The following is a 24,950-nucleotide window of genomic DNA, read 5'->3' as shown; positions in this document are numbered from 1 at the left end:
CTCGCGGCGCAAAGGTGTGACCGGCTCCATCGAGAATGCCAAGCGGGCATCGGCCGCCTTCGGCGCCGACGAGCAGGCCTCGGAGATGTCCATCTCCACCTGCCCTCGGCATTAAAGGCTCGCTAGGTCAGAAAACAGGCGTAGTGGCACCCGCTCCTCCATTCTCGCCCATGCAAATTTCATGGGCACCGGATTCTTGAACACAAGCAACGGTTCAAGCTTCGGGGTTTGATCGAGCCGCACGTACTTCATTACTTCTGGCACATGCTGTTCGATCATCGCGACGCGGTTCAGGTGCTTGAGCAGGAGGTCAGGTTTGCCTTCCGCATTTAACTCGCCACGAAAGTCGAGCAATTGTTCCGCAATTTCGCCATCCGTCTTCCGGTACTGGACATCCTTGCATTCGATCAGCAATACGCGTGCTGTACCGGGCTTCCATGCTAGTACATCAACATCTCCGTAGTCGCGGTCAAAACCCTTGCGGAGCAGCTTCGTGATTTTTACTTCGGCTTCTGCGCTCCAGCCAAGTTCTCGGAGCTTCGACGCGACTTCCTCGCTGAACTTTGAACCCATTCGGTCTCGGGATCTGCCAGCCCACCTATTCATCTTCGCCGTGAGTTGCCATCGTGGAAAATCGCCTGTGTAATACTGTCTGAACATATAACCGAAAGAATCGCGCACAATGCCGGGCGCTATCAAGACGATCGGGTCTTCTGAGTTGTCCATTTGCACAAGTGGTCTGCGCAATAGCGACAGCCGTCGCCTAAATCTCCACGGGAAAATGTCATTGTCGGAAAACCCGTCGGGAACGTCGCGCCAGCGCGGGCGGCTTTTAAAAGTCAGAAACTCCAAGAGCTTTTCCACGGCCCTTTCGTCAAGGGACGCCCCGTCGATCATTTCTCTGACGAGCTCTGAACGTTTGACTGGGAAAATCGCACGCTCGCGTTTGAAGCCCATATTTTCGATGCCGTCTACGAAGAGGCGCGTGAGTTCGAGCGAAGCCCCGAACTGCTCTTCAAATGCCTCCACGAATTCCGGCTCGATCTGCGCTGATCTGCCATCATCAAGCGTTCGTTCTTGCAGATTTACGGCATAGTTTTTTATACTGTCCTGAACCGTAAGATCGGTGGCAGCCTGCCCATACGGCGTAAGAATCTCCTCGTGGAACGAAACATTGGCGTGGATGTCACCAAGCGGGGTGATCCGGACGAGAGGCTCCATGGCTTGCCAGTGTATCGCATCGGACCATCCGCCCAGTCCGCAAGTCAGCATGATCTTCGACATCATGCTGGACATGTCAAAGTTGCCGGGACGCCTGCCGCCTGTTTCAGGGCATTCGCAGATTGCAAATTCAATCATAAGGCGGGTTGCCTGAAAGATGGCATTCAATTCTGCTTCATGGATCGCGATTGTCGAGAGCGTGGCCGCTTTATCCCTATGAAGCGCGACGACAGCGGCGGAGGTCCGGCGCCAGTTGTCTCGATCAGCCATTGCGCTCTCGTGGTTCGTGAGCGCAAAATCAATAACCGCTCGCCGATCCAATGTTCTCAGTTCATCACATATTTCGTCTTCTAGGATGCGAACGACGGCGTTAAGATAGGACGTGCATTCCTCGCGGCCCCTTACTTCACTTCCTTCGGATGGATTGCGAACTCGCCAACCTAAACCGAGCTTCACGATAGCGCCATCATCCACATCGATCTTGACTGGTGACGGCTTGATCGATCTGCGCACGTAATCGCGGAAGTTCCGGGCCATGAATGCATGGCTTTGACGCGCCTGCGGACTGGTCACGATCCTTGCGATAATATTGTCGCGCTTGCTGACATCGACAGGTTGGCCCGCAAGTTCGAAAACGGCTTCCACCAGCCTTGTCACAAGTGCTCGTTCTGCGACGTTCTCCGGGTTGAATATCGCTTGCTCGAAACCCTCTTCGATTTCCATTGCGAGGATCGGCGAGTCGATAGTTGCGCGTATGAATGGTAGAGTCCTCTCTAGATCGAGGAACTCCCTTTCGCCTCTTCCGAGCTTGTCACCCAGCTCCCCGCTAAACTTCGCCCGCCAAAGTATCGGCCCTTCCGGCAACGCCGGGAATTCCGTATCTAGTATCGGAGCAGAAAGGCAAATCCACGTCTTTAGCATCTGGAAGCGCTGGTAGGCCCACTGGCCCGCCGTAGCATCGGTCGTCTCCAGTTGTACCCACCAAGCGCGGCGCGTGGTCTCGTAAACCGATTTTGGCCAGCGGCTGTCTGAGTCTTCCGCAACATAGAAGGGCCGCGCTTGATCTTCTTCAAAGATGGATTCCCCTGTGCGACGGACAACGAAGAAACGGCCATCTATAAACTGGCATGCATGTTCGTCGAAGGTTGTTATTGCTTCTTGGCGCACTTTGAGTAGCGCATTCTGCTCAACAAAGATCATGCGCTTCGTGCTAGCATCGATAAATTGTTCCGGTAGACTAGCGTGAGGGACAAGATGGCCGCCGAGCATTCGTGACCATGCAATAAGGTTCAAAAGCCCGTTTACGTTGAATAGATTGATGCCGATCGATTCCAGTTTCTCTCGGCCCTTCAGCAAGCGCCACAACGACATCTGCTTGAAATCTGGCAACCAACTCAACGTGAAGAGATCGGAAGCCCCAACGGCCTCAACTTGCCAACTCGCCCAAGACTTCTTCGGTGTGAGATCCAGCATGGCACGACCGATCCCGCTGCTCACCAGCAATGTCACCCCGGCTCTGAAGTCGCGCCTGCCGACAACGGCTCCGTATGCCTCATCAATCCAGCGCTCGATATCTTTAACAAGTCTCTCGGGGGTGTCGCGGGGATAAACTCCAACCAGACCGTCATCCTCGAAGTGATCAAGCGTGTCAGCGAAGAAAACGAAGTTCAGATATATTCCACGATCAGCAGCGGTCATGATGCCAGCAAGAAGGCCGTTGTCCGTTTTCTTGAACTCTATCGGAGCTCCCGTTCTTTCACCGAGTAAGGGAATCTTCGATACTGATGTCGCCAGCTCAAAGGCAAGTGTTCCCGCAAAAGCATCTCGCAATTGGGGCGTATCCATCTGTTCGATGACAAAACGACGAATGGCAGAGGTGATCGCTGTCGGTAGAAGCAAGTAGAGATCACCGTTGCGGTAGAGCAACGGATAACGCTCTAGACTTGAGTGGCCTATCTTGTCTGTAGTCAGGTCAGCACGCTTCGAAGGGTCGAATGCGAAGGGACCGAGCTGGTCCAACGATATCCCGCTTTCGGCAAGGTCCGCTTCCGAAAAGCGAATACGGCGTCGAACGGATGACAACCGCCCTAAGACAGCCGACGAAATCTTCTCCTGAGGAATCGTGCTCCCTTCCGTTAGGCGGTTCAGCGATGCACGTTCGCACACAAGGTCTGAAAGCCGTAGCAACTCATACACGTAATCCTTAATGCTATTGAACCGGGGGTAAGGCGGCAGCAGATCGAGGGCCTTCACAACGCGCTGGGTATGAAAACCCGCGGATTCCCAAATGCCTTCCAGCACCCTGAAGTTTCCGCGGGGTGTTACAATTAGGCTTACGAAGAGATCCTCTGCGGGATCTTCGAGCATCCCGACAGAACTGCTTCCAATCCATTCGAACAGGCGCTGGACGATCTTCTCGTTCGGCTTCTTTGATCCTTTGGCGCGGGCAAGAGAAAGATGCACCAGTGTTTCCAGGCGCACACAGTTACTTTGTAACAACGGTTCGCAAAGAAGGCCGCCAAAGCAGCTTGCAAGCCTCAAGGGATCATACGCTTCGATTGCTGTTAGAAGCTCTGCGCACTCTTGACTAATAACATCGAGCGGCACTGTGCCAAAACTAAAAGGCACTGGCATGTCCTCGAACGGGTCATCTGTGTTTTCGTTCACGCTGTTCTTTCAGGTTGCAGAGCCTGCCTGAGTTGGTTCTTGTAGCGAACAACGCACCGGGTGGAAGTTCAGAACAAGCAAGCTTTACTGCCAAGCTCCGGCGGCCGGATCCCATCGACCCTGGGCGCCTTCCGGCACGGCGAGGCCGTCGATCACGGGACCGAAGAAGCGTCGCAGCTCCACCTGAAGCTCCGCAAAAGGTGGTGGCTCGATCGTCGGCGGATTTCGGCGAAGGAAGCCGGTCCAATGACCGCGTTCTTCGGTGATCCTCGCGAACTCGTCCATCAAGCCTACAGGCATCTCGGCCGGGATGGCGGTCTCTCGTCGGCGAAGCGTTCCGCCGACGGCCTCCACCAGTCCCGACAGGTCGAATGGAAATGTACGGAGCGTGACCCAGATATCATAGAAATCCTTGATCCTGCCATTTGTCACCCCGAAGCGGATCATCGCCTCGAACTTCTCTGCGACGACGGTTTCGGGCGGGTACATCAGGATGTTCGCCGCCGGCAGGTCCGGCAAAAGGCTCGGAAAAATATGGCGTGTCGGTCGCGGGTAGACGTGATCGCCGAAACCAATGTCGACCTGGACTGGAATCATCGCCCTTGCCAGTTCGCCCCTGAGGCTCAGCCGGACGCCCTGATACTTGTCCTCTTCACGCACCTGCTCGACCCTCAAGCTGGCTCGATCGAAGATGATGCCGTCGTCCGGGGCTTCCACTTGGCAAATTCGGCTGAAGAGCTCAGTAATTGCGGCGGGGTCGGAGTCACCTTGGCCGAGGAGGTCGAGGTCGCCGGTTGGCCTGAAGACGTGCTCCGGCCAGGTCACAAACAGCATCGCACCCTTGAGCACGTATCTCCCGGCGGCTTCCGTCAGGCTGAGACGGAAGAGCAGCCGCTCGATCGCATAACGCGTCAGGATGCGCTGATAGTCGTCATTGTGCTGTCTGGCGTGAGCAAGTAGGCGCGCCCTGATCGACGCCGCAGGATTCCTGAGGACCTTGGCCATTACTGCATCGCCTTGATGTAGGGCTCAATCCGTGCGGTGACCCGATCGATGGCCGCATATTTCATGAGCTCGCTCGCCGTGGTCTTCCGGAGCCGCAGGGCGTCTCGGAGCGCCTCGATCGCGACATCCTCGCCAACGTGGCGGCGATGTTTGAAGCAATCGGCGATTGTTTTCGCAACGCCGTAGATCGGCACATCAACTCCTTCGACTCGAAGATGGTCGACGCCCGCGGTAAGGACTGCGCCTGTCGCGCGGACAATCTCGAGCCGCAGGCCCTTGATGTTTGGTGTCCGGGCTTTGTGAGGTATGGTCATCCACACTGCGTGCGGGAGCTGGGTGGTCAGTTCGTGGTGGCGAAGTGCGCTGACCAGGCTGACGACTCCGTTCGGCACGAGGCGCACCGCTTCCGCCAGATCGTGGGCGATATCCTCGCCGACTCCTTCAGGGATTTGGTAAAGGCCGCGGCCGAGACGGACAATGTCGCCGGCATCGGTCATGCGTTTCAGATAGACCAGCGGGATGCCTGCCGCCTTGAAATCGCGTGCGCGCGCAATTCCTCGATCTCGGATGAGACTGAGTGCGTTCTGACGATGATTTATATGACGTTCAGCCATGTTGTTATCTATTGTCGGCAAAAATAAGTAGCTTGTCGACAAAAAAGAACAGTTGGGAAACTTCAACTGATGTCATATATTTCTTATGACCATGGCGCAACAAAGTTCCCCACTCGACCTCTCCCCAAAGCTCGTGCGGGCTGCTCGTGCTCTTTTGGCGTGGTCCCAACAGGACTTGGCCAAGCAAGCCGGTGTATCGACCTCGACTGTGGCCGATTTCGAGAGAGGGCAACGGACCCCGGTCGCTAACAATGCCCAAGCCATTCGCACGGCGCTCGAGGGCGCCGGTATCAGGTTCCTGCCAACGGGAGCGGTAATCGGGCCTGCCGTCCCGATTATTACCGCATCCGGACGCCCTGGCGCGCCCATCCGATGGGTGGATGCGGAAGATCTTTCAAAATGGGCAGACCGAATTGATGGCGCCGCCAGCCTGCCAACTCTCCTCGCTTATTTGATCCGCGCCACGTCTGGCCCCTCAGCATACCTCCGATTCCCCGCCGGCGAGGGTGTTCTCCACTCGGGTTGGGACGGACGGACCAAAATCGAGATCGGAAACACTTACGTCCCGCAGGGAGAAACCGGCTGGGAGATCGGCAGTCAGCGTCGCGAAATCGAAAAGAAAGCAACGGAGGACTATCGCAAACGAACCAAGGCGCCCGAACCGATCAATCCTACCAACGCCACCTATGTGTTCGTCACTCCCCGCCACTGGCCCGGCAAGGATAAGTGGGCCAAGGCGCGAGAGGCAGAAGGACCTTGGGCGAAAGTTCTCGCATACGACGCCGATGACCTCGTTCATTGGATCGAACAAACACCGGCGATCGGACTTTGGCTGGCGGTTCGCCTTGGGAAGCGACCGGAAGGAACACGCGAGCTCGAAGAAATTTGGGAAGAATGGTCGCAGGCGACCAAATGGCCGCTCACAGAAGATCTGGCCCTGAGCGATCGGGACCAAGCTGCCGCTGACGTTCTTCGTTGGCTCCGCGACGAGCCGTCTGTTTTCTCTCTCCAAGCGACCACGACAGACGAAATTGTGGCGTTCTTCCACGCGACCCTCTCCATGCTGCCGGAAGATATGGCGGCGGCATATAGAGCCCGCTGTTTGGTGGCGACGACGGCTGCCGCCGCTCGGGCACTGGCTCAGGCGTCAGGGCCTTTGATTATAGTTATGACTGACTCTGAACCGGGTCTGGCACAGTCGCTTGCGGAGCGCGGCCACTACGTCCTGCAAGCTTATGATGAGCGACCGGTCTCCCGCGGCGACGTTCACACCCTCGCGCGACCGTCACGCGAAGGGATCGCGAGCGCCTTGATCGCGGCAGGCATAGCCGAACCTCGTGCCGAGGCGTACGCGCGCGACAGTGCGCGCAATCTGGCAATCCTGCGCCGTCTCATTCCAAGCGCGCCGGGGCGCCTGCCTCAGTGGGCGCAAGAGGCACCGCCGCAAGCTTTGCTGGCGGCGCTACTTGCGGGCGGCTGGGACGAGGACGCAGAGTCGGATCGAGCCCGGCTCGCAGAGCTCGCCGACCAGCCGTATGAAGCCGTCATTCGCGCCCTTGTGCCTTACGTCGGAAAATTTGACAGTCCATTGCAGAAGATCGGTTCGACCTGGCGCATCGCGTCGCCGCAGGATGCATGGTTCCTGCTCGCGCGGCACCTGACGCGCATCGACATTCAACGTTTCGAAGCCTCGGCCCACGCTGTGCTCGGCTCTGCGGATCCACGCTTCGAAATGGATCCGAACGAACGCTGGATGGCGGACGTCCGCGGCGTCCGCCGCTCCTATTCGGGAATGATGCGTCACGGAATCGGGCAAGTGCTGATCCTGCTCGCCCTCTGGGGTAAGGAAGTCAGTACTGTCCCCGATGCTCCAGGGCGCGCAAATAATATCGTCGCTAAACTCCTGGCTCACGCGACTCAACAACGCTGGTGGTCGCTTTCCCGGGACTTCCAACTGCTGGCGGAGGCTTCACCTACCGCGTTTCTCAGCGCCATTGAAGATAGCCTCGAACTGCACGATCCGCCCATTCGTGCCCTTTTCGGCACCGACGGCGAAGGTGTATTCGGTGCCGAACACCTGTCTGACTTGCTTTGGGCGCTGGAGTCCCTGGCTTGGTCGCCACATCTAATGCCACGAGTGACCCACGTCCTGGCTCGTCTCGACGCCATCGACAACCCACCCGGTCGATACATGAACAGACCGGCGAACAGTCTTCGCGAGATCCATCTTCTCTGGATCCCACAAACCTATGCTCCTCTCGATCTACGACTTCAGGCGCTTGATCTGATCCGCAAAAAAGAGAGCGGCTCCGCCTGGAAGTTGATGCTCGGTGTCCTGCCGCAAGGCCATGATACGTCCACGCCGTCACCGATGCCGCGTTGGCGTGATTTCACGGTCGACGAGGTCGAGATCGTCACTCGAGGTCTGATGGTTCGCGGGGCCACGGCGATCACTGAACGCCTGCTCACAGATGTCGGCACAGATTCCACCAGATGGTCGGCGCTGCTCGATCGTTTCGCCGATCTCGTACCCGACACTAAACGTGCGCTTGAGGCACTGGATGCGGCAGAGTCAAAGATCACCAAGAAGGCTGATCGCGCGGCCGTTTGGACAAGCCTGCGACGCGTGCTCCATCACCACCGGCAATTCCCGGATGCCGAATGGTCTCTGCCTGGCGAGGTACTAGACCGACTTGATGCGATCTACGCGCGCTTTGCGCCCAGCGATCCCCTTGAACGTGTGGCTTGGCTCTTCGAGCAATCCGTCGCTTTGCCAAGACCATCTGCTGAAGGCTGGAAAGCAGAGCGACGCGATGTCGACGTGGCGCGGCAGGAAGCGGCACAAGTCCTATTCGCAGAAGGTGGAGTGGCAACCGTCCTTGCACTCGCGCGCCTCGTCGATGCCGCTGGCTACATTGGCAAGGCTCTCTATGAGAGCGGCCTTTCTGAGTCCGATCTCGAACAGTTGCTGGAAGCCGCCATTAGAAGCGACAATAGCCGTGAACGCGACGTCGCCCACGGTCTGATTGCCTATATCTTTCAAGATCGAAAAGAGCCTTGGGCCGCAGCCTTGATTGCTAGGGCAAAGGAGCAAACCTGGGGCGACACGGCGCTGCTCACAATCCTGCGTGCTCTCCCGGTTGAACCCTGGACCTGGAATCAAGCGACCGAGGCTGGTGCAGAAATCGAAGAAAGCTATTGGCGTCGAACGCCTGTGTTTTGGATGAGCGAGGATGTAAACGTCGAGTTCGCAATCCGCAAACTCATTTCTGTCGGACGCGCTCGTCACGCCCTGTCGCTGGCGGGACGCGATAGCAAGGTTGATCTGCCGTCCAATCTCCTCCTAGAGGTCCTGCATGAGGCGGCACGCCAGCCGTTCGAAAACACGGGCGACATGAACGAAGCAACGATGTTCCAGCACTACGTCGCAGAGATCCTGCAGAATCTAGATGAACGCGGCGACGTCGACAGTAATGCGTTGATTAGGATCGAGTGGGACTATTTGCCGATCCTGGCTCGTTCGCGCCGGCCAGCCAAAGTTCTGATGAAAGCGCTCTCAGAACAGCCATCCTTCTTCATTGAAATACTCAGCGTGGTATTCAAGGCGACTGAGGAGAGCGGCGTCGTTGACGCCGAACCGGAAAACCCCGAGCGGGCTCGCGCCGTCGCCAGCCACGCCTATCGGTTGCTTGAACAATGGGATCGTCTTCCTGGAACCCGGGACGACGGCACAATCGATAGCACAGCGCTGGAGTCCTGGATCAAGGAAGCTCGTTCGCTAGCCAAGGCAGCGGGGCGAGAAGACATTGCCGACAGTCGGATAGGCAATGTCTTGGCTGCATCCAAGAATGGAGCGGACGGCAACTGGCCGGCCGAGGCGGTACGCGATGTGATCGATCTATTCCGTAGCAAACCGATGATCAACGGTTTTGTAGCGGGTAAAAGTAATCGACGCGGCGTTACAACACGATCGCCGCGCGATGGCGGAGATCTGGAGCGGAAGGAGGCTGCGAAGTACCGCAACTGGTCGAAGGCGATCTCCTTCGACCATCCGCATACCGCTAAGGCTCTCGACACGCTTGCAGACAGTTACGAAGCTCAAGCACTCCGCCATGACCAGAGTGCCGAGCGTCTGGACTGGGAGTAACGTCTTCATTGTCTTGCGGGTAGCAACCGACGTCGCTGAGGAGCGGGTTGCCGCAGCGTTGACCAACCGGAAGCTGCTCAAGCGCAAACTGATCGACCTCGAAAACCACATTCGTGGCGCGCTGCGGGCCTATGGGTTGCTCGTCGGAGCCGTCGCCGGCGGTGCCTACGAAGCCCGCGTCCGCGAGCTGATCGAGCGCAGCGATCCAATCTTTGTGATGAGTATCGAGGCCATGCTGGACGTGCGCCGCGCGATCCTCGAGGGCTACGATCGGCTGCATCGTGTGCTCCTGCAGGTGGTCCAGCATGATGCTGTCTGCCGACGTCTGATGACAGTTCCCGGCGTCGGTCCCGTTGCAGCCCTGTCGTTCAAGGTCGGCGTCGACGACCCCCGTCGCTTTGCCCGATCGCGGACGGTCGGCGCGCAATGAAGGTCGGATCAGCAAACAAGGCGATGTCGCTGTGCGCGAGGCGCTTTGCGAGGCGGCTGCAAGCCTGCTGCTGCGGGTTAGGAAATGGTCGGCATTGCGGGCGTGGGGCCTCCGGATCGCCAAACGCTCGAGCATGCTGTGCGCGATCACCGCGGTCGCGCGCAAGCTGGCGAGCATTGCATCGGATGTGGGTCAGTGAAACCGACTTCCACGTCGGCTTTGGCGCCAAGGTCACGCAGCGGCTGCGGTTGAAGCCGGCGCAGTAGCTGCTGCGTGCATCACAAGAGGGTAGCGCTGGGATTGCATCCAGCCTGTTGAAAGGAGCCAACATTAGAGATCCGCGCGCGGTGAGCGTCCCCTGGCGGGGCCGCGAAACGGGGAATGTCCGCTATCTCTTGCTGCTGCCGCCCTTCGGGGACGAGAGCGCCGGACTGCTTGGACAGCCCTGTTTACGAACCTGATGAAGAGCATGCGACAGCCCTGGTGCTGAACGCGAAGGAACGCATGGACCCCGCCTGGTGAATGCACGTCGCGGTCGCGGCTGTGGTGAAGCTTGCGCGTTGATGATGCAGGGAGGCGGAAATGGCGGAAGATCGAAGAGTCGAAGAAAAGCGTAGGAATGAGTTGACTTTGCTCACCCGATTAGGAATGCCGCCCGTAATCGGCAAGGCGGTGGAAAACCTTCTCCGCGACCATCAAACGGCGCGGTTGCGGCGCCACCGAAGCCGTCTCGGCAACACGGGAGGCGCGCGATGGAATACTTTTGCGGACTGGAAGTCGGGATGGAGGAGACCGCGATTTGCGTGGTGGATGACAAGGGCGAGGTGGCCTTGGAGGTGACGGTGGTGACCGACCCGGACACGATCAAGCTTGCGCTGAAGCCGTATCTTGGCCGGCTCAGGCGGGTCGGCCACGAGGCCGGCGCGCTGTCGCCCTGGCTGCACCCCCGAACTGCTGCGGCTTGGCTTGCCGGCGGTGTGTCTGGAGACCCAGCATGTGCGGGCGGCGATGTCGGCGCAGCGCAACAAGACCGACAAGGCGGACGCGCTCGGGCTGGCGCACCTGATGCGCACCGGCTGGTTCCGCCAGGCCCATATCAAGACCGAAAGCTGCTATCGGCTACGACTGCTGTTGACGCACCGGCGCAACCTCAAGCGCAAGTTTCTGGATCTCGAGAACGCGATCCGGCATTCGATCAAGAGCTTCGGTATCCGCATCAAGGGCACCGGTCGCGGCGGCTTTGCGCAGGCGGTCCGTGCAGCGGTTGCAGGCGACGCGTTGGTCACCGAGCTGATCGACGCCATGCTCAATGCGCGTGCGGCGCTGTGGAAGGAGTACTGCCGCCTGCACGAGCTGCTGGTCAGGTTTGTCGCCGGCCATGAGCTGTGCCGGCGCTTCATGCAGATTCCCGGTGTCGGTCCGGTGGCGGCGCTGAGCTTTGTGACCGCGGTCGACGATCCGTCGCGCTTCAAGAGGTCGCGTGACGTGGCGGCCTATTTTGGGCTGACCTCGCGGCGCTGGCAGTCCGGCTCCTCGATCGACGTGCAGGGGCGGATCAGCAAGGCCGGCGATGGCGATGTGCGCCGCGCGCTCTATGAGGCGGCCAGCGCCCTGCTGACCCGGTTCAAGTGCAAGGACAAGGTCAAGAGCTGGGGAATGGCGATAGCCAGGCGCGCCCCGCACCGCAAGGCGACGGTGGCGGTGGCGCGCAAGCTTGCCGTGATCGTGCATGCGATGTGGGTTGACGGCACGTTTTACTGCGGCGATCCGACAGCGGCGCCGGCGGATGTCCGCGCCTATGCCGCCGTCAAGGACAGCAAGCTGCTGCGGCGATATGCGTGAGATGAGAGCCAGCTTGCAACGCCGCCATGAGGGGTTGAGCGCAATATATTGAACACGGAGCTCCACGACAGCGGAAGAGACCTGGTGCAGATCAACGACGACGGAACGCACGTTATCTTGCCTGTGGCCACGCACGTGATGTGCAAGCTGGACCACGCCGGATTGCCTGTGATGTGGCTCCGTCATGCCGATGGAAAAGTGCGCCGCGACGGCTTCCCCGCTGCCTTGCCGCAGCGACCTTGTGCCGTCGATGAGTGCGGAAGAGTGCACGGCGCACCGGGACTCGCGGCTGTTGTGGCGCATCGCGTTCAGGCGCTGCGTAGAGGGCCTTGTCGCAAACGAGAAAGGAAGCGAGAATGAGTGAGATCAAGCAGACGAGACATTCGATTAAGAGGGCAAGATAAAGCGAACTTTCGTTCGCGCCTCGCTTTACTCGTCAAGTTATTGTCTGCACATTGTCTTTTCCGATCTTCAGTGGAGTGGCGAGAAGGTGCGCAGGCGGCGCTGTCGCCATTTTCTCTTTGGCTTTCAATGCTCCAAGCGGCACCACTCGTCATGTGAAAGCGATTTGAGCCTTCTTCTGAGTACGATTGCGCACGTCATTCGACGCGAGAATGCACTGACTGGATTTCCGATCTTGCCGGAGTTGCTCCGAGCTCCAATTGTCGCTTCATGGCGCACGACGAAGACAGTTTTCGCATCCGTCCAGGTAAAGTCCGTGACCGTGGTGGCGCTCGATTGCGCGCTGGCCGGACAGGTGGGGCGCGTCGACGTCCGACCAGCTTTCTGGGCGATGTCCAATATGCGATCCGGCGCGCCGGCGGTGACCCCAATCGGTTACTCGGGACTGGCGGGCGGAGCGGCCGGTTCAACGCCCGGGGCCGGGGCGCAAAGGTGGCGGCGTCCTTTCCCAGGGACGGCGGAGGGTGGAGCCCGGACGGGAGCGGCGTCCGCTTCAGGGCAAGGCGGGTCGTCGTCAAGGCGCGCGTCGTCAAACTCAATCGGCAGGGAGCCCGTAGTGGTTCCAAGATGCGAGGCGTGCTCAGCAAAGCGGTCGATGCGCATTTGCGCTATCTCGAACGGGATGGCGTCACGCGGGACGGTGAACAGGGGCGGGCCTATTCTTCGGTGGAGGACCAGGCCGACGGCCGGGCCTTCATCGAGCGCGGCCGCCAGGACCGGCATCAATTCCGCTTCATCGTGGCGCCGGAGGATACCGCCGAGATGGGCGACCTGCGCGCCTTTACCCGCAACCTCATGCGGCAGGTGGAAACTGATCTCGGGACGGAGCTGGATTGGGTAGCGGTCGATCACCACAACACCGGTCACCCCCATACCCACATCCTGGTCCGGGGCATCACCGACGATGGCAAGATCCTGAACATCGCGGGCGATTACATCGCGCACGGTGTCCGGCATCGGGCGAGTGAACTGATAACGCTTGAACTCGGTCCGCAAACCGAACTGGATCTTGCCCGCAAGCTGGCGAGCGAAGTTGACGCGGAACGGCTGACCCGGCTCGACCGGATACTGATCGAACAACAACGGGACGAAGGTGTCATCGACCTCAGAGCCAGCGAAGGACAGAACTTTCTCGTTCGCGAGAACCGCCATCTGTTGATCGACAGGATGAAGCGGCTGCAGCGCTATGGCCTCGCCTCGGAGCACGAACCCGGACGCTGGACCATCTCCGACCGGGCCGAGGCGATCTTGAAGGAACTCGGCGAGCGGAATGACATCATCAAGACCGTGCACCGGGCGTTGGCCGATCACGGCCTCGCCGAACGGCGCGGCGTAAACCAGTACGCCGTCCATGGGGGCAAGCTTGCAGAGCCGGTCATAGGCCGTGTCGTCGGCAAAGGCCTTGGCGGCGACGAGATGGGGGAACGGGTCTATCTCGTCATCGATGGCGTCGATGGCCGCGTCCATCATATCGAGTTCGCCGATGCTTCCCGCCTTGAGGATGTCAGCCGCAGTATGATCGTCGAGGCAGCCCCTGTCGTCTCCGGACCGAGGGCATCCGATCGCAACATTGCCATCGTGGCGGGGGGCGATGACGGCTCCTATCGGCCGAGCCGCCATCTGGCACAAATCCGGGACCAGCTGGAGGCAACCGGCAAGGACCCGGACGCCTTCGTCCGCTCCCATGTTCGCCGCCTGGAGGCCCTGCGACGGGCCGGCCATGTCGAGCGCATCGGCGCCGACCACTGGAAGATACCGCAGGACATTACGAAGCGGGGAATGGCCTATGACCTCAGCCAGGGCAGCGGCGATGGGCTCTCGGTCCGCACCCTCTCGACGTTTGATCTCGAACGGCAGGTCGGCAGCGACGGGGCGACCTGGCTCGACCGGGAACTTGCCTCGCGCAGCCGCACGCCTCTCGTCGCGGCCGGCTTCGGCCGCGAGGTTACCGACGCCTTGGAGCGGCGCAGACAGAGCCTGGTCAGCATGGGATATGCCACCCGCCTGCCGAATGGCAGGATCCAGGGTCCAAAGGACCTTGTTGCGACCCTCGAGCGTGCCGAGGTCGCCCGCGTTGGCGCCGAGATGGCCGCAGCCCGCAAGCTGACGTTTCGATCACCCAAGGCGGGGGAATACGTCAGTGGCAGGCTGCTCGGTTCGGCCAACCTTGCCAGCGGGCGTTTTGCGATGATCGAAACCTTCGGCGACGGAGGCCTCGGCTTCAGCCTCGTGCCATGGCAGCCCATCCTGGATCGACGGATTGGCCAGCACATCACCGGCGCCATGCGGGGCGATGGCAGCGGCATCGAGTGGAGCTTTGGCCGCAAACGAGAACTTGGGTTGTGAGCGCGGCCAGCGAGGGGCGTTGCCTGCCTGGTGCGAGTGGGCCGGACCACCGCCATCCCGTCAAAGCTGGCGCTACCGCGCCCCCGCTTCGCGGCTGGCGGCCTTGACCGGATGTCGCCGGCCCGGGAAGGGCTGGCCAAGCAGGTAAGGCCTATCGAGAGCAGTGCACTCCCGCTCCAATGGGTGAGCGAGGTCGATGATTCTGCGCCCCAGAGTTAGGTGCCCCGCTTGCTGGTTAAGCGGCGAAGACGGTCGTTATCCTGCGGGCCGCGCCAGTACCCTCGTCAGCGCCGTGCGACTGGACAGGGGATGGCGTGATGTTTCGCGGCCATCAGGCTAACATTGCAGACATTTCAAAGCTGACGAAAACGCCGCGTCCAGCGAGAGTCCAAAGGACTGGCATGGGACTAGGCTTGCGCCAATACTTCAGCACGCCACCGTCTGCCGATCCGCTAACGGGGCCTCGTTTTCTTGCTGGCCGGCTTGAAGAATTCCGCCGGTTCAACGTCAAGGGCGCCAGAAAACTTGCCAATAATTTCCAAACCTACGTAGGTAATGCCCCTTTCCACCTTGCTCACATGAGCACGGTCGATAGCAGCCAGATGGGCTAGCTCCTCCTGGGAAATTCCTCGCTGGTGCCGAATGCGGCGCAAGTTCGTTGCGAATAGCTGACGCAGATCCATTGCGCCAGCCAAGCGACTTGTGGTTTATTGACCCACGGCTTTAAAACCGAATTCGTACCGATGTGAGTAGATGGGAGGACATTATGCCCAATGCGCCGAACCACGCCGGTATTGCCGCAATTGCGCCGGCCGAACCGGCCTTGACACCCTACGACCACGCCCACCGTGTGACTTATCTCAGATTGCTCGACGCACACGCTGAGGGTACCGACTGGCGCGAGGTCGTGCGAATCGTGTTGCATATCGATCCTGATCGCGACCCGGAACAGGCGCGCAAAACGTTTGAAAGCCATCTCGCCCGAGCCCAGTGGATGACTGAACACGGTTACAGACACTTGTTGAAAGGCGTTGGATAGATTCAAATCTTCTGGCGGGTCACAGATTTCGAGAGATTTTAAAATTCCTAACCCAGCAACCTTTTTGCTATAGCCGCCGACCTGGCGCATGCCTTTCGTAGGGCAAACGCTAACCAACCCTACTGTTCACCGCCAAGGGAAACTGAAGGGTTGGCCAGCATTCGACAGATTCTATGAAAGATTGGCGAAACGCCAGTTTTCGGCCGTAGCTCAAATGGTGGTCGAAAATGCTTTATCTTTCAATGGGAGTTGACCGACACTCTCTCCGCCATTTGCACGATTTTGTACGCCAAACCACGATTTTCTACGATTTCGTGCGCTTGCCGGTAGCGGTTGTCGCGCGGATCGCGAATGAGCAACGATCGGCTCGTTCGCTTTTCGAGCGAGTGAGATGCCTCGGATGCGGGACGTGCTTGGCCAGGAGCTTGGCAATGCTCGCCTACGCATACTCCGTCACAACGGCTCGGACGTTTCGGCGCAACCTTCGAGAAGGCAACGATGCTCATCAAAAAGCAGATCAACTCTCGACTAGGTCGGGACGGTGCTCCATGGGAGGACGAAGCCACTCACCGCCGTCTGAGTCGGCGCGCCCGAGTGAACTCATGAAGCTGGTTGCCGCTTTCTTGTCAGCGGACGCGCCCAGGCCCGGCGAGAGGCCACGCGGCGCTAACGGTCGGTTCTTCCCAAAGGTTACAAGGGGATCAGTGTCGGTCGTAGCCGCTATTTCGCGCAGGTTATGATCGGATAGGCTTGCGTAGGCAGCCGTTTCCAGAAGCGCGTCAGGCGTCGGCGATCAGTGAGGCGATGTCCTCAAGCGAACGCCGACTGAAGTCCTTCGCGAGCTCGCCTATGATCTTGACTCTCAGGTCGTCGTGGAAGTGCTTGCGCATCTCCCCTAGGGTCCTGGGATCGGAGACAATAACCAGGTGTTCTATGGTCCCGTCCAGGCTGAGCTTGTTCAGGAACGCGGCCGTCGCTGCCGCGAAGTCGTCCTCGACGAGTCGCCTGCCATCGGGGTTGGCGGAGCCGGTGTGATGCCGCGCACCCGAGCCTGAGCGGACGGGCGCAGGCGGAGCCGCCGTGATCTCGACCAAGTGCACCCCAGGTTTCACGCCTGTATTGTGGAACAGGCGGATCGTCTTGCCGTCAGCGACTGCTACTGTCGTACCGGTAGGTAGAATCATCGAAAGACCTCCCGTTCACTTGCATGCCGGCGCTCTGCGGCGCCTTTTCGATAAGCTCCTGGCGCGAAGTGCCCCAGAGCAGGGCAGTCCCAACGACGGCCGAAAGAATCGACGCGGCGAACACGGCGATCTTGGCCGCCGAGAAGTCGGTGGCGCTTGGAAACGCCTGCCCGGCAATGAAGAGCGACATCGTGAAGCCGATGCCGGCGAGGGCTCCCGCCCCGGCCAACTGCCGCCATGTGTACTGCGTCGGCTTGACGGCTACGCCTGCGCGCACGGCCGCGGCGGCGGCGAAGAAGACGCCGACCGGCTTTCCGATGGCGAGACCGGCGACGATCGCGGCCATGAGCCAACCATGCCCAGCGAAGACGCCTGGGTTGATCGCCACGCCCGCATTTGCCAGTGCGAAGATCGGAAGGACAGCGTAGCTTGACCGCGCGCCGGCGTGCCGCAGCAGCCGGTCCGCGGGCGATTCAAGTCTGTCGTAGATTGCGTCAAGCGCGTGCAGCGCCGGCGTGGAGGGGCCGCGCCTGAGAACTTCGCCCTCGTGCCGGGCCTCGGAAGCAATGATGGTGCTGGCCTGCGTCATCAGGGCGGCCAAGTCGGCTGGCGGCCGCGTCGGAATGAACAGTGCAAGTACCACGCCGGCCAGCGTAGCGTGGAGGCCGCCCGCGTAGACGAACGCCCACAACGCGACGCCCAACAGGATGTAGGGCGACAGCAGATAGACCCTCGATCGGCTCAGCAGCGCCAGCACAACGACCATCGCCGCAGCCGCAGCCAGGTAGCCCGGATGGATATCGCCGGAGTAGAACACAACGACGACGACGATCGCACCGATGTCGTCGACGATGGCCACCGCGGTGAGGAAGATGCGCAGCTCGACGGGGACGCGGGCGCCCATCACGGCGATCAAGGAAAGCGCGAACGCGGTGTCGGTCGCCATCGGAACGCCCCACCCGTGCGACCACGTCCCCGCAGGGATGATCAGCGCGTACAGAAGCGCCGGCACGACCATGCCGCCGAGCGCGGCCGCGATGGGAAGCGCGGCGGAGCGGCGGCTTGCGAGGTGGCCGACTGTCATCTCGCGCTTCACTTCCAATCCTACGACGAGGAAAAACACTGTCAGCAGGCCGTCGTTGACCCAATGTAGGATGGACATCTGAAAGGCTGCGTCGCCTAAGCTCACGCCGAGCTCCTGGCGCCAGAGCGCCTCGAACGCCGGCCCGACCGGCGAGTTCGTCAGGACGATCGCTGCCACGGTCGCAAGGGCCAGCAAAATGCCGGCGGACGGGCCCCAGCTCGCGAAGTCCAGGGCTGCCGTTCGGACGCGATGGCCGAGCGTGCCGAGCATCGCGTCGACGAGAGAGCTCTCGTCCCAGGGCCCGTCGTAGCGCCGGCCGTTGATGTAGAAGGTCGGCGTGAACCTCACGCCGCTTGCGCGTGCGCTTCTGACGTCCGCCTCCACCCTCGCCCTCGCGAGCCGCACGGCGTTGCTGTCGCCGAGCACGAAGTCGGCGTTCGCGCCGAGGTCGGCGGTCACCGCGACGAGGTCGTCTTCAGTGAGCTGCATCGACCTCGTCATCAGCTTGATGTGCGCGGACCAGAACGCCTCGGGCGTCTGGGCAAGCTCAGCGAGCTCGGCGGCTCGAAACGCAAGGCTGTTGTCCGTGAGCGGCTTGTGTCGGAAGGCGTAGCGGACGCGGTCGCCGAGTTGGTCGCGTGCTTGCGCGATACGCTCGTTGGCGGCCCTGCAGTGCGGGCACGCGTAGCTTCCGTACTCGACGAGCGTGATCTCGGCATCGGCAGGGCCGAGTACGTGGTCCGTCTCGTGGTCGACCGGAGGGTCGAGGCGGCCGGGCGGGATCATGAGCTCCATCGCTGAACCAGTCTCCAGGTGTTCGCACCGGCTACGACGTCCGCGCAGCTGCCGCTGGGTTGACGACCTGGAATACTCCGCCGTTGGCTGACGGCGTGTACGCGATCTCCGTGCCGACGATACTGCTGGGGAGCCCAGCTGCGTGCACGCGCGGGAGGAAGAGACGCACCAGCGTGCCGGCACCTCGCTCGCTCTCTATACCGATCGCACCGCCTCGCCCTTCGAATCGCCGGACATGGGCAAGTCCGAGGCATGTGCCGCAGCCAGCGGCCTTTGTCGTGAAGTAAGGGGTGAACGCCTGCGAGAGGACCTCCTCGGTCATGCCCTCCCCGTCGTCCGCGACGACGATCTCGACGACCCCCCGGACCGCGCTGGCGGACGGCTCGACGTTCCGCGCCGCGACGGTGATCGTGCCGCCGTTCGGCATAGCATCGGCCGCGTTTCGGCAGAGGTTCAGCAGCGCGAAGTACAGATCGTCCGGGTCAGCGTCGAAGTCCCACAAATCAGGGGCGATATCGGTGCGGACGGTGATGTAGGGACGCAACGCCTGGTCAAGCGTGCCCGCCAGCACTGCAAGGCGGCTGCCTGCGACGAACCCGCCGATCGACTCGGCGCGTGGTCGCGCGGCGTCGAGGAACTGACGGCTGAGCAACGCTGCTCGCGTGATCGCGTGCTGCATCTTGCTGACGATGGCCTCTCGGTAGGTAGCGTCGCTCTGGCACTCGAGCAGCCGCAGGCCGCTGCCGATCACAGCGAGAAGGTTGTTGATGTCGTGGACCACGAACTGCGCCACGTCCCCGATCGCCCCCGCCCCCTCCGGCCCGCGGGAGGAGAACACGCCGCGCGCGTCGGACCGTGGGGCGGTCCGGCACAGGAGCCCGGAGATCTCGCCGCCGCGCCCGACGAGCGGAATGTCCACGCATCTGGACGTAATGAGGCCACTGCCGTCATCGTGGACGCTCCGCACCCTCGCGCCGAACGCGCGCTGTACTCCAAGCGCGACGCCGGCGCCGGCCGCGAGCACGACGATATCCTCCAGCGGAGGGCTCTCGACCGCGCCGGGGAAGGAAACGTGGGGTGTCTCTTTGATCTGCATGGCGGACCTCCTGGCTTGCGATCCATTCAACGGAACGCCGACTTCGGCCCGTATACGAGGGCGGGCGACGACACCTCGAAGATTGAGTCTATGGCGGTCTAAAGGAAAATCACCTCTCGCCATGAAGTCGATAGCCGACCGTTATCGGAATGGGTCAGAGACACTTGGCACGCTGCGGAGCGGGTGCGGCGCTTCCGTCTGCGAGCACTCACCCGATGGAACTCTCGGCGACCGCGAAGAGATGTTCACGTGCCTACGGCCATCATAACGCGCGGCTATCGACTTCATGGCGTGACGTCATTTCCCATTCGCCGCGCGCAATCCCATGCTGACGAGCGTGAGCGGCAACCTTTCGCCGCCACTCCGACACCCGAACAAGGGTCCCACAATCAGGAGGCTACAAATGTCAGTGAAGCAGCCGGTTCTCACGCCGCCCCACGGCGGCGAGACGGTGACCTCGAGCGGGGGCTCGAGCGTCGAGATGAAAGTGGAGAGCAGCCAGACCGGAGGCGAATATGGCGCTGTCATGTGGACGGTGCGGGCCGGGGAGGAGCCGCCGCTGCACACCCACTCGCGCGAGGACGAACTGCTCTACGTGGTGCAGGGGAAGCTAATCGCGCGGGTCGGCGATGCCCGTGTCGAGGTTGGGCCGGGCGCCTACGCGGCTCTTCCCCGCGGTGTGCCGCATACGATCGAGGTGGTCGGCGACCAGGCGACCCTGCTGCTCAGCTTCGTGCCGGGTGGGCTGGAGCGCTTCTTGGTCCCCCGGAAAGGCGAGCAGCCCGATCCGGCCGCTTTCGGCCTGTCGTTCCCCTAGGGACGGCGACCGCGGCGCGCGGCGTTCGTGACCGTGCGCGCGGGCCCGGGCGCCGGCCGCTCGCGACCGCGCTAGATGATTGATTCAACGCGCAGGCACGGAGGAAATCCGCTATGGTCACTCGCGGTTTTACAGGTCGCCAATCCGGATCAGAACCATCGGACCGGATTCCCCCGGGACAGCACCCCGTCGACGATTTCCCGGTGCTCACGGCCGGCCCCACGCCGCGAATCGAGCCCGCGGACTGGATTTTCACGCTCAAGGTCGGACCTCGTCCGGTCAAAGCGTGGAGCTGGTCGGAGTTCAACGCGCTCCCACGTACCAAGATGACGCGAGACATCCACTGTGTGACCTCGTGGTCGAAGCTCAACACCGGCTGGGAGGGCGTGGCCGTCGACGACATCCTCGCCGACGCTGGCCTTAGCGCGCCCACTCCGTTTGTACTCGCACACAGCTATGACGGATACTCCACCAACGTGCCGCTCGCCGACCTCGCAATGGGGAAGGCGATGGTGGCGCTCAAATACGAAGGCAAGCCGCTGCCGCGCGACCATGGGGGGCCGGCGCGCCTGCTCGTGCCGCATCTCTACTTCTGGAAGTCGGCGAAGTGGGTAAACGGGCTTCAGTTCACGGAGCGCGACGAGGCCGGCTTCTGGGAGCTGCGCGGGGACCACATGTACGGCGATCCGTGGAATGAGCAGCGATACACGAATGACTAAAGCGATTGCCGCAACCGGGCGATGGCAGAGCTGTGCGATTGTCGAGGTCGCGACGAGAACGCCGGCTATCAAGAGCTTCTTTCTCCGCCTCTCCGAACCGTTCGACTATACGGCCGGACAGCACGTTGACGTGCGGCTGACTGCGCCCAACGGCTACACTGCCATGCGCAGCTATTCGATCGCCTCGGCCCCGAGCGACTCCGAGGTGATCGAGCTGGCGATCGAGCGCCTCCCGGACGGCGAGGTCTCCCCGTTCTTCCACGACGTCGCCCAAGTAGGCGACACGATCGAGCTTCGCGGGCCGCTTGGCGGACACTTTCTCTGGCCGGGGCCTTCCAACAAACCAGTGCTCTTGATCGGCGCCGGCTCCGGCGTCGTGCCGCTCATGGCGATGATCCGGTATCGGAAGGCCAGCGGTGAGCCAGTGCCTGTCGCGCTGTTGCTCTCCTCCAGGACCTGGGGTGACGTGCTGTTCAGGGACGAGCTCCTCGAGCTCGAGAGGTCGCTTCCCGATTTCGCGCTCGCCTTGGCTCTGACACGCGAGCTGGCGATGCCGAACTGACTTCAGCAGGCGGATCGACGGCAGGATGGTCGCTGACGTCGCGGGGCGGCTGCCTGTGTCCCCCGGCTGCGCCTTCGTGTGCGGGTCGAACGCCTTCGTCGACATCGCGGCGGACGCCGCGCTCGCTTTGGGACTGGAAGCCGGAGCGATCAAGACCGAACGCTATGGCGCTTGAGAGACGATCCCTCTCGCTTCGCGAGAGGATAGTTTTCGCATACGCCAGATTATCCGTGCGGCCTGCGGCGATCACGGTCGCGCTGAATGCAAGGATACGCAACAGTGAACGAAACGGGAGCCACGCGGATGCTGTCCAAGACGATCGATGTCGACGGCTCGAAGGTCTTCTGCCGTGAAGGCGGCGCGGATGGCGGGGGCACTCCGACATCGAGATCGACTTCGTCACAGCACTCTAGAAGCGGGATACGACCATGTTTTCAGTGATTTTCGAAGTCCTCCCCAATAAAGAGAACTGGGATGACTACCTCGACAATGCCAAGATGCTGCGCCCCGAGCTGGAGCAGGTCGAGGGCTTCGTCGACAACATCCGCTACAAGAGCCTGATCCGCGAGGGTTGGATCCTTTCGCTTTCGAACTGGCGGGACGAGAAGTCGCTCGTCCGCTGGCGCACCCGCATGCGCCATCACGAGGTTCAGCAGAAGGGCCGCGACGAAATCCTCTCAGACTACCACCTGCGCGTCGGTCAGATCACTGCCGACAATCGGATGCCCGCGGGGTACGCCTTCGCGGAGCAGCGGCTCGACGAGACCGAAGTCGGGGAGGGAACGACGGTCACGCTGATCGACGCGACTCGCCCCGCGGACTGGAAGCAGACCAACAACCCGTACGACTGCGCCGAGTGGCTCGGACTGAACCCGTGGGCCGCCGACTGCATGTCCTGGGACATCTTCGACGCCGTGCTCACGCCCGGCGACCTGATTCTGCTGATATCCTGGAAGAATGCCGCTGCAGCGCAGGCCTACGAGGACGCTTCCGCGCCGAATGACAAGGCGAGGGTCCGGAAAGTGCGGATCGTGCGCGACTACGGGAAATACGACCGTCGCGAGGCGCCTCAGTACTACGCAGATGCCAAGGGCGGCGAGACCCTCCACGCGTGACACCGCTCCGTCGGGAAGGGCCGGCCCGCTGCGCTAGAACACGCATGAGAGCCCGGCCATCTATGCGTCCGAGCACTATTCGACCGCCATGCTCGAGAAACTGGTCCGCGCCAATCTGGCGATGCCCGCAAATCAGCACTTCATCATAATCACGATTCCGAACGGCGTCTCCTACGAGGTCTTCCAGACCGCCGCCCCATCCCGGCTGGGATTCTCGCAACGAAACGATCTGCAAGGCTTTTGCGCAAAGAGGCATTCGCCAAGTGCCGGAGCACCCCTACTATTTGCATCATTGTGTAACAGCTTAAGAGAGGGGCTTAGCTCCATCCGCGCATCGGGGACTCAGCTGAAACGTCGGATGATATCTATCAAGCGGTCGCAGGATCTCGCGAGCTCCTTTGTCGGCGATGTCGCGACACCCAACAGGAGTCCAGACCGGCTGGTCTCCGCAGAAGCATACCAGGCCGAGAGCGGAGCCGGAAACATGCCGAAAGCCAGCATCTCGCGCGCAATGGTGAGATCCGACGTGGCATCGGGCAGCCGCAGCAGGACGGCCAAGCCGGTCGCCACGACGTTGAAATGGGGCCGAAGCTGCGCCAGCAAGGCTTCCCGCTTGGCAGTATAGGCGCGCTTCAAACGGCGGAGGTGACGCAGATAATGGCCTTCCCGCATGAATTCCGCGGTCGCGAGCTGCACCGAAGGCCCCGGCGGTGGCGCGAGACACGCTGCAACCTCGGCAAAGCGAGCCATGAGGCCGATCGGCGCGACGATAAATCCGAGACGGAGCGTGGGACTGATCGTTTTGCTGAACGAGCCGATGTGAATGACCCGCCCGGCGCGATCGAGCGATGCCAGCGCCGGCGCGGCCCGGCCTGCCAGCTGCAGCTCGCTCAGATAGTCGTCCTCTATGACCCAGACCCCGCTCGCGGCCGCCCAGTCGAGCAATCGGAGGCGCCGTTCGAGCGATAATGTCGGTCCGAGCGGCGCCTGCTGCCCGGGCGTCACGACCACCAGTTTTGCGTCGGGCGCGTGATGCAGACCATGGTCAATGTCGATGCCGTCCGCATCGACAGGGATTGGTGAGAGAGGCAATCGCGCGAGTTCAAGGCTCTTCCGGGTAAACGGAAAGCCCGGATCTTCGATCCAGGCTTTCTGCCCTTCAACGCCGAGTGCCCGGAGTGAGAGCCCCAGCCCAGCGCTATATCCGCCCGTGACGATGATCTGCGACGGTGAGCAGTCGATACCGCGGGCGATGGCGAGATAGCCTGCTATCTCTCGCCTGAGTTCGAGTTCGCCGCGCGGATCCGGATAGATCGGCGCCGCGGTCGCTTCCGCGCGGACGGCCTTTGCGCGGATGCGCCCGAAGAGCGTTGCTGGAAAGGTCTCCGTCGCAGGGACGCCCATCTGGAAGAAGGCGGGCCCTTGGGTCATCTCCTGATAGATTTCCAGGAACGACCCGGGATCCGGCCGCTGCTCTCTCTTCACCACCGCGCGAGGACGCGGGGCGACGCGGGTTCCGGTCGCGCGGGACGCGACGATCTGCTGGGCTGCGTCCAGCTTCTCATAGGCTGTCCGCACGGTGCCCCGGGCAACGCCGAGCTGGGCGGCGAGGTCCTGCCAAGAGGGCAAGCGGGCGCCCGGTTCGAGCACGCCGCTTTCGATCGCGGTGGCAATTCCGTGTCGGATCTGCTCGGCGAGCGTCGGCTTGGCGGAGCGGTCGAGCTTCAGCTTCAGGGATTTCGTCATGTCACCGTAGTACACTGTTCTTTCGCGTTCTTGGTGCTTTTTTCTAGCCCAGCACAAGG

General features: G+C 61.5%; 18 protein-coding genes and 1 pseudogene. 11 read left to right on the top strand and 8 right to left on the bottom strand.

Going from position 1 to position 24,950, the window contains the following annotated elements; translation table 11 throughout:
- Positions 1–111 precede the first annotated feature (111 nt).
- The 3 genes from LMTR21_RS38125 to LMTR21_RS38115 all read right to left on the bottom strand — a co-directional run bounded on the left by LMTR21_RS38125 (position 112) and on the right by LMTR21_RS38115 (position 5,507).
- Positions 112–3,888 (bottom strand): PDDEXK family nuclease, encoded by a 3,777-nt coding sequence (locus LMTR21_RS38125; RefSeq protein WP_141688245.1) that lies wholly within the window; start codon positions 3,886–3,888, stop codon positions 112–114.
- 84 nt (positions 3,889–3,972) lie between these two features.
- Positions 3,973–4,893, bottom strand: coding sequence for a nucleotidyl transferase AbiEii/AbiGii toxin family protein (locus tag LMTR21_RS38120; RefSeq protein ID WP_065752366.1), 921 nt, complete (start codon positions 4,891–4,893; stop codon positions 3,973–3,975).
- Entirely contained in the window at positions 4,893–5,507 is a 615-nt protein-coding gene (locus LMTR21_RS38115; protein WP_065752365.1) for a type IV toxin-antitoxin system AbiEi family antitoxin domain-containing protein, read from the bottom strand. Before LMTR21_RS38115 ends, LMTR21_RS38120 begins: the two co-directional genes overlap by 1 nt.
- 175 nt (positions 5,508–5,682) lie before the next feature.
- Here LMTR21_RS38115 and LMTR21_RS38110 point away from each other — a divergent pair, with 175 nt between their 5' ends.
- From LMTR21_RS38110 to LMTR21_RS38090, 5 genes and pseudogenes are all read left to right on the top strand, one after another.
- Complete coding sequence (locus LMTR21_RS38110; protein ID WP_246174988.1) at positions 5,683–9,654, top strand: helix-turn-helix domain-containing protein; 3,972 nt, start codon at positions 5,683–5,685, stop codon at positions 9,652–9,654.
- Positions 9,620–10,084 (top strand): transposase, encoded by a 465-nt coding sequence (locus tag LMTR21_RS38105; protein WP_141688244.1) that lies wholly within the window; start codon positions 9,620–9,622, stop codon positions 10,082–10,084. Before LMTR21_RS38110 ends, LMTR21_RS38105 begins: the two co-directional genes overlap by 35 nt.
- Positions 10,008–10,283 carry a transposase gene (locus LMTR21_RS38100; RefSeq protein ID WP_141688243.1) on the top strand — a complete coding sequence of 92 codons (276 nt, stop codon included), beginning with the start codon at positions 10,008–10,010 and terminating at the stop codon, positions 10,281–10,283. The genes LMTR21_RS38105 and LMTR21_RS38100 overlap by 77 nt, the downstream gene beginning before the upstream one ends.
- Positions 10,284–10,836: 553 nt before the next feature.
- Positions 10,837–11,926: pseudogene (locus LMTR21_RS38095) on the top strand (IS110 family RNA-guided transposase).
- Positions 11,927–12,991: 1,065 nt separating this feature from the next.
- Positions 12,992–14,734 carry a DUF3363 domain-containing protein gene (locus tag LMTR21_RS38090; protein ID WP_246174987.1) on the top strand — a complete coding sequence of 581 codons (1,743 nt, stop codon included), beginning with the start codon at positions 12,992–12,994 and terminating at the stop codon, positions 14,732–14,734.
- 452 nt (positions 14,735–15,186) lie between these two features.
- Here LMTR21_RS38090 and LMTR21_RS38085 read toward each other — a convergent pair whose 3' ends face one another.
- Complete coding sequence (locus tag LMTR21_RS38085; protein WP_065752362.1) at positions 15,187–15,417, bottom strand: helix-turn-helix domain-containing protein; 231 nt, start codon at positions 15,415–15,417, stop codon at positions 15,187–15,189.
- An 83-nt stretch (positions 15,418–15,500) separates the two neighbouring features.
- Here LMTR21_RS38085 and LMTR21_RS38080 point away from each other — a divergent pair, with 83 nt between their 5' ends.
- Positions 15,501–15,773, top strand: a complete 273-nt coding sequence (locus tag LMTR21_RS38080) for a DNA -binding domain-containing protein (RefSeq protein WP_065752361.1) — start codon at positions 15,501–15,503, stop codon at positions 15,771–15,773.
- Between the two features lie 779 nt (positions 15,774–16,552).
- Here LMTR21_RS38080 and LMTR21_RS38075 read toward each other — a convergent pair.
- From LMTR21_RS38075 to LMTR21_RS38065, 3 genes are read right to left on the bottom strand one after another with little or no spacing between them, the layout of a single operon-like run.
- Positions 16,553–16,957 carry a baeRF12 domain-containing protein gene (locus tag LMTR21_RS38075; RefSeq protein ID WP_065752360.1) on the bottom strand — a complete coding sequence of 135 codons (405 nt, stop codon included), beginning with the start codon at positions 16,955–16,957 and terminating at the stop codon, positions 16,553–16,555.
- On the bottom strand, positions 16,920–18,836 hold the full coding sequence (gene nhaA / locus LMTR21_RS38070; RefSeq protein ID WP_065752359.1) for a Na+/H+ antiporter NhaA: 1,917 nt from the start codon (positions 18,834–18,836) through the stop codon (positions 16,920–16,922). The genes LMTR21_RS38075 and nhaA overlap by 38 nt, the downstream gene beginning before the upstream one ends.
- 31 nt (positions 18,837–18,867) lie before the next feature.
- A complete protein-coding gene (locus LMTR21_RS38065; RefSeq protein WP_065752358.1) occupies positions 18,868–19,932 on the bottom strand; it encodes an ATP-binding protein in 1,065 nt (354 codons plus the stop codon).
- A gap of 451 nt (positions 19,933–20,383) precedes the next feature.
- On the opposite strand from LMTR21_RS38065, the gene LMTR21_RS38060 reads away from it, so the two are divergent.
- The 5 genes from LMTR21_RS38060 (at position 20,384) to LMTR21_RS38045 (ending at position 23,145) form a co-directional block, all read left to right on the top strand.
- Positions 20,384–20,749, top strand: a complete 366-nt coding sequence (locus LMTR21_RS38060) for a cupin domain-containing protein (protein WP_246174986.1) — start codon at positions 20,384–20,386, stop codon at positions 20,747–20,749.
- Between the two features lie 113 nt (positions 20,750–20,862).
- A complete protein-coding gene (locus tag LMTR21_RS38055; RefSeq protein ID WP_065752356.1) occupies positions 20,863–21,468 on the top strand; it encodes a sulfite oxidase-like oxidoreductase in 606 nt (201 codons plus the stop codon).
- Positions 21,461–22,030: an FAD-binding oxidoreductase gene (locus LMTR21_RS38050; RefSeq protein ID WP_430642509.1), complete on the top strand. Its 570-nt coding sequence runs from the start codon at positions 21,461–21,463 to the stop codon at positions 22,028–22,030. Before LMTR21_RS38055 ends, LMTR21_RS38050 begins: the two co-directional genes overlap by 8 nt.
- 25 nt (positions 22,031–22,055) lie before the next feature.
- A complete protein-coding gene (locus LMTR21_RS42125) occupies positions 22,056–22,205 on the top strand; it encodes a hypothetical protein (RefSeq protein ID WP_430642508.1) in 150 nt (49 codons plus the stop codon).
- 253 nt (positions 22,206–22,458) lie between these two features.
- Positions 22,459–23,145 carry an antibiotic biosynthesis monooxygenase family protein gene (locus tag LMTR21_RS38045; RefSeq protein ID WP_065752355.1) on the top strand — a complete coding sequence of 229 codons (687 nt, stop codon included), beginning with the start codon at positions 22,459–22,461 and terminating at the stop codon, positions 23,143–23,145.
- A gap of 342 nt (positions 23,146–23,487) precedes the next feature.
- Here the strand turns inward: LMTR21_RS38045 and pdxR are convergent, their stop codons facing one another.
- The gene (gene pdxR, locus LMTR21_RS38035) at positions 23,488–24,891 is read right to left on the bottom strand and encodes a MocR-like pyridoxine biosynthesis transcription factor PdxR (protein WP_065752354.1); all 1,404 of its coding nucleotides are present in this window, start codon (positions 24,889–24,891) and stop codon (positions 23,488–23,490) included.
- Positions 24,892–24,950: the final 59 nt, after the last annotated feature.

The organism is Bradyrhizobium paxllaeri (assembly GCF_001693515.2).
GTDB classification, from domain to species: Bacteria; Pseudomonadota; Alphaproteobacteria; order Rhizobiales; family Xanthobacteraceae; genus Bradyrhizobium; species Bradyrhizobium paxllaeri.
The sequence above is the reverse complement of the archived record's forward strand: the minus strand, read 5'-3'. Positions and strand labels throughout refer to the sequence as shown.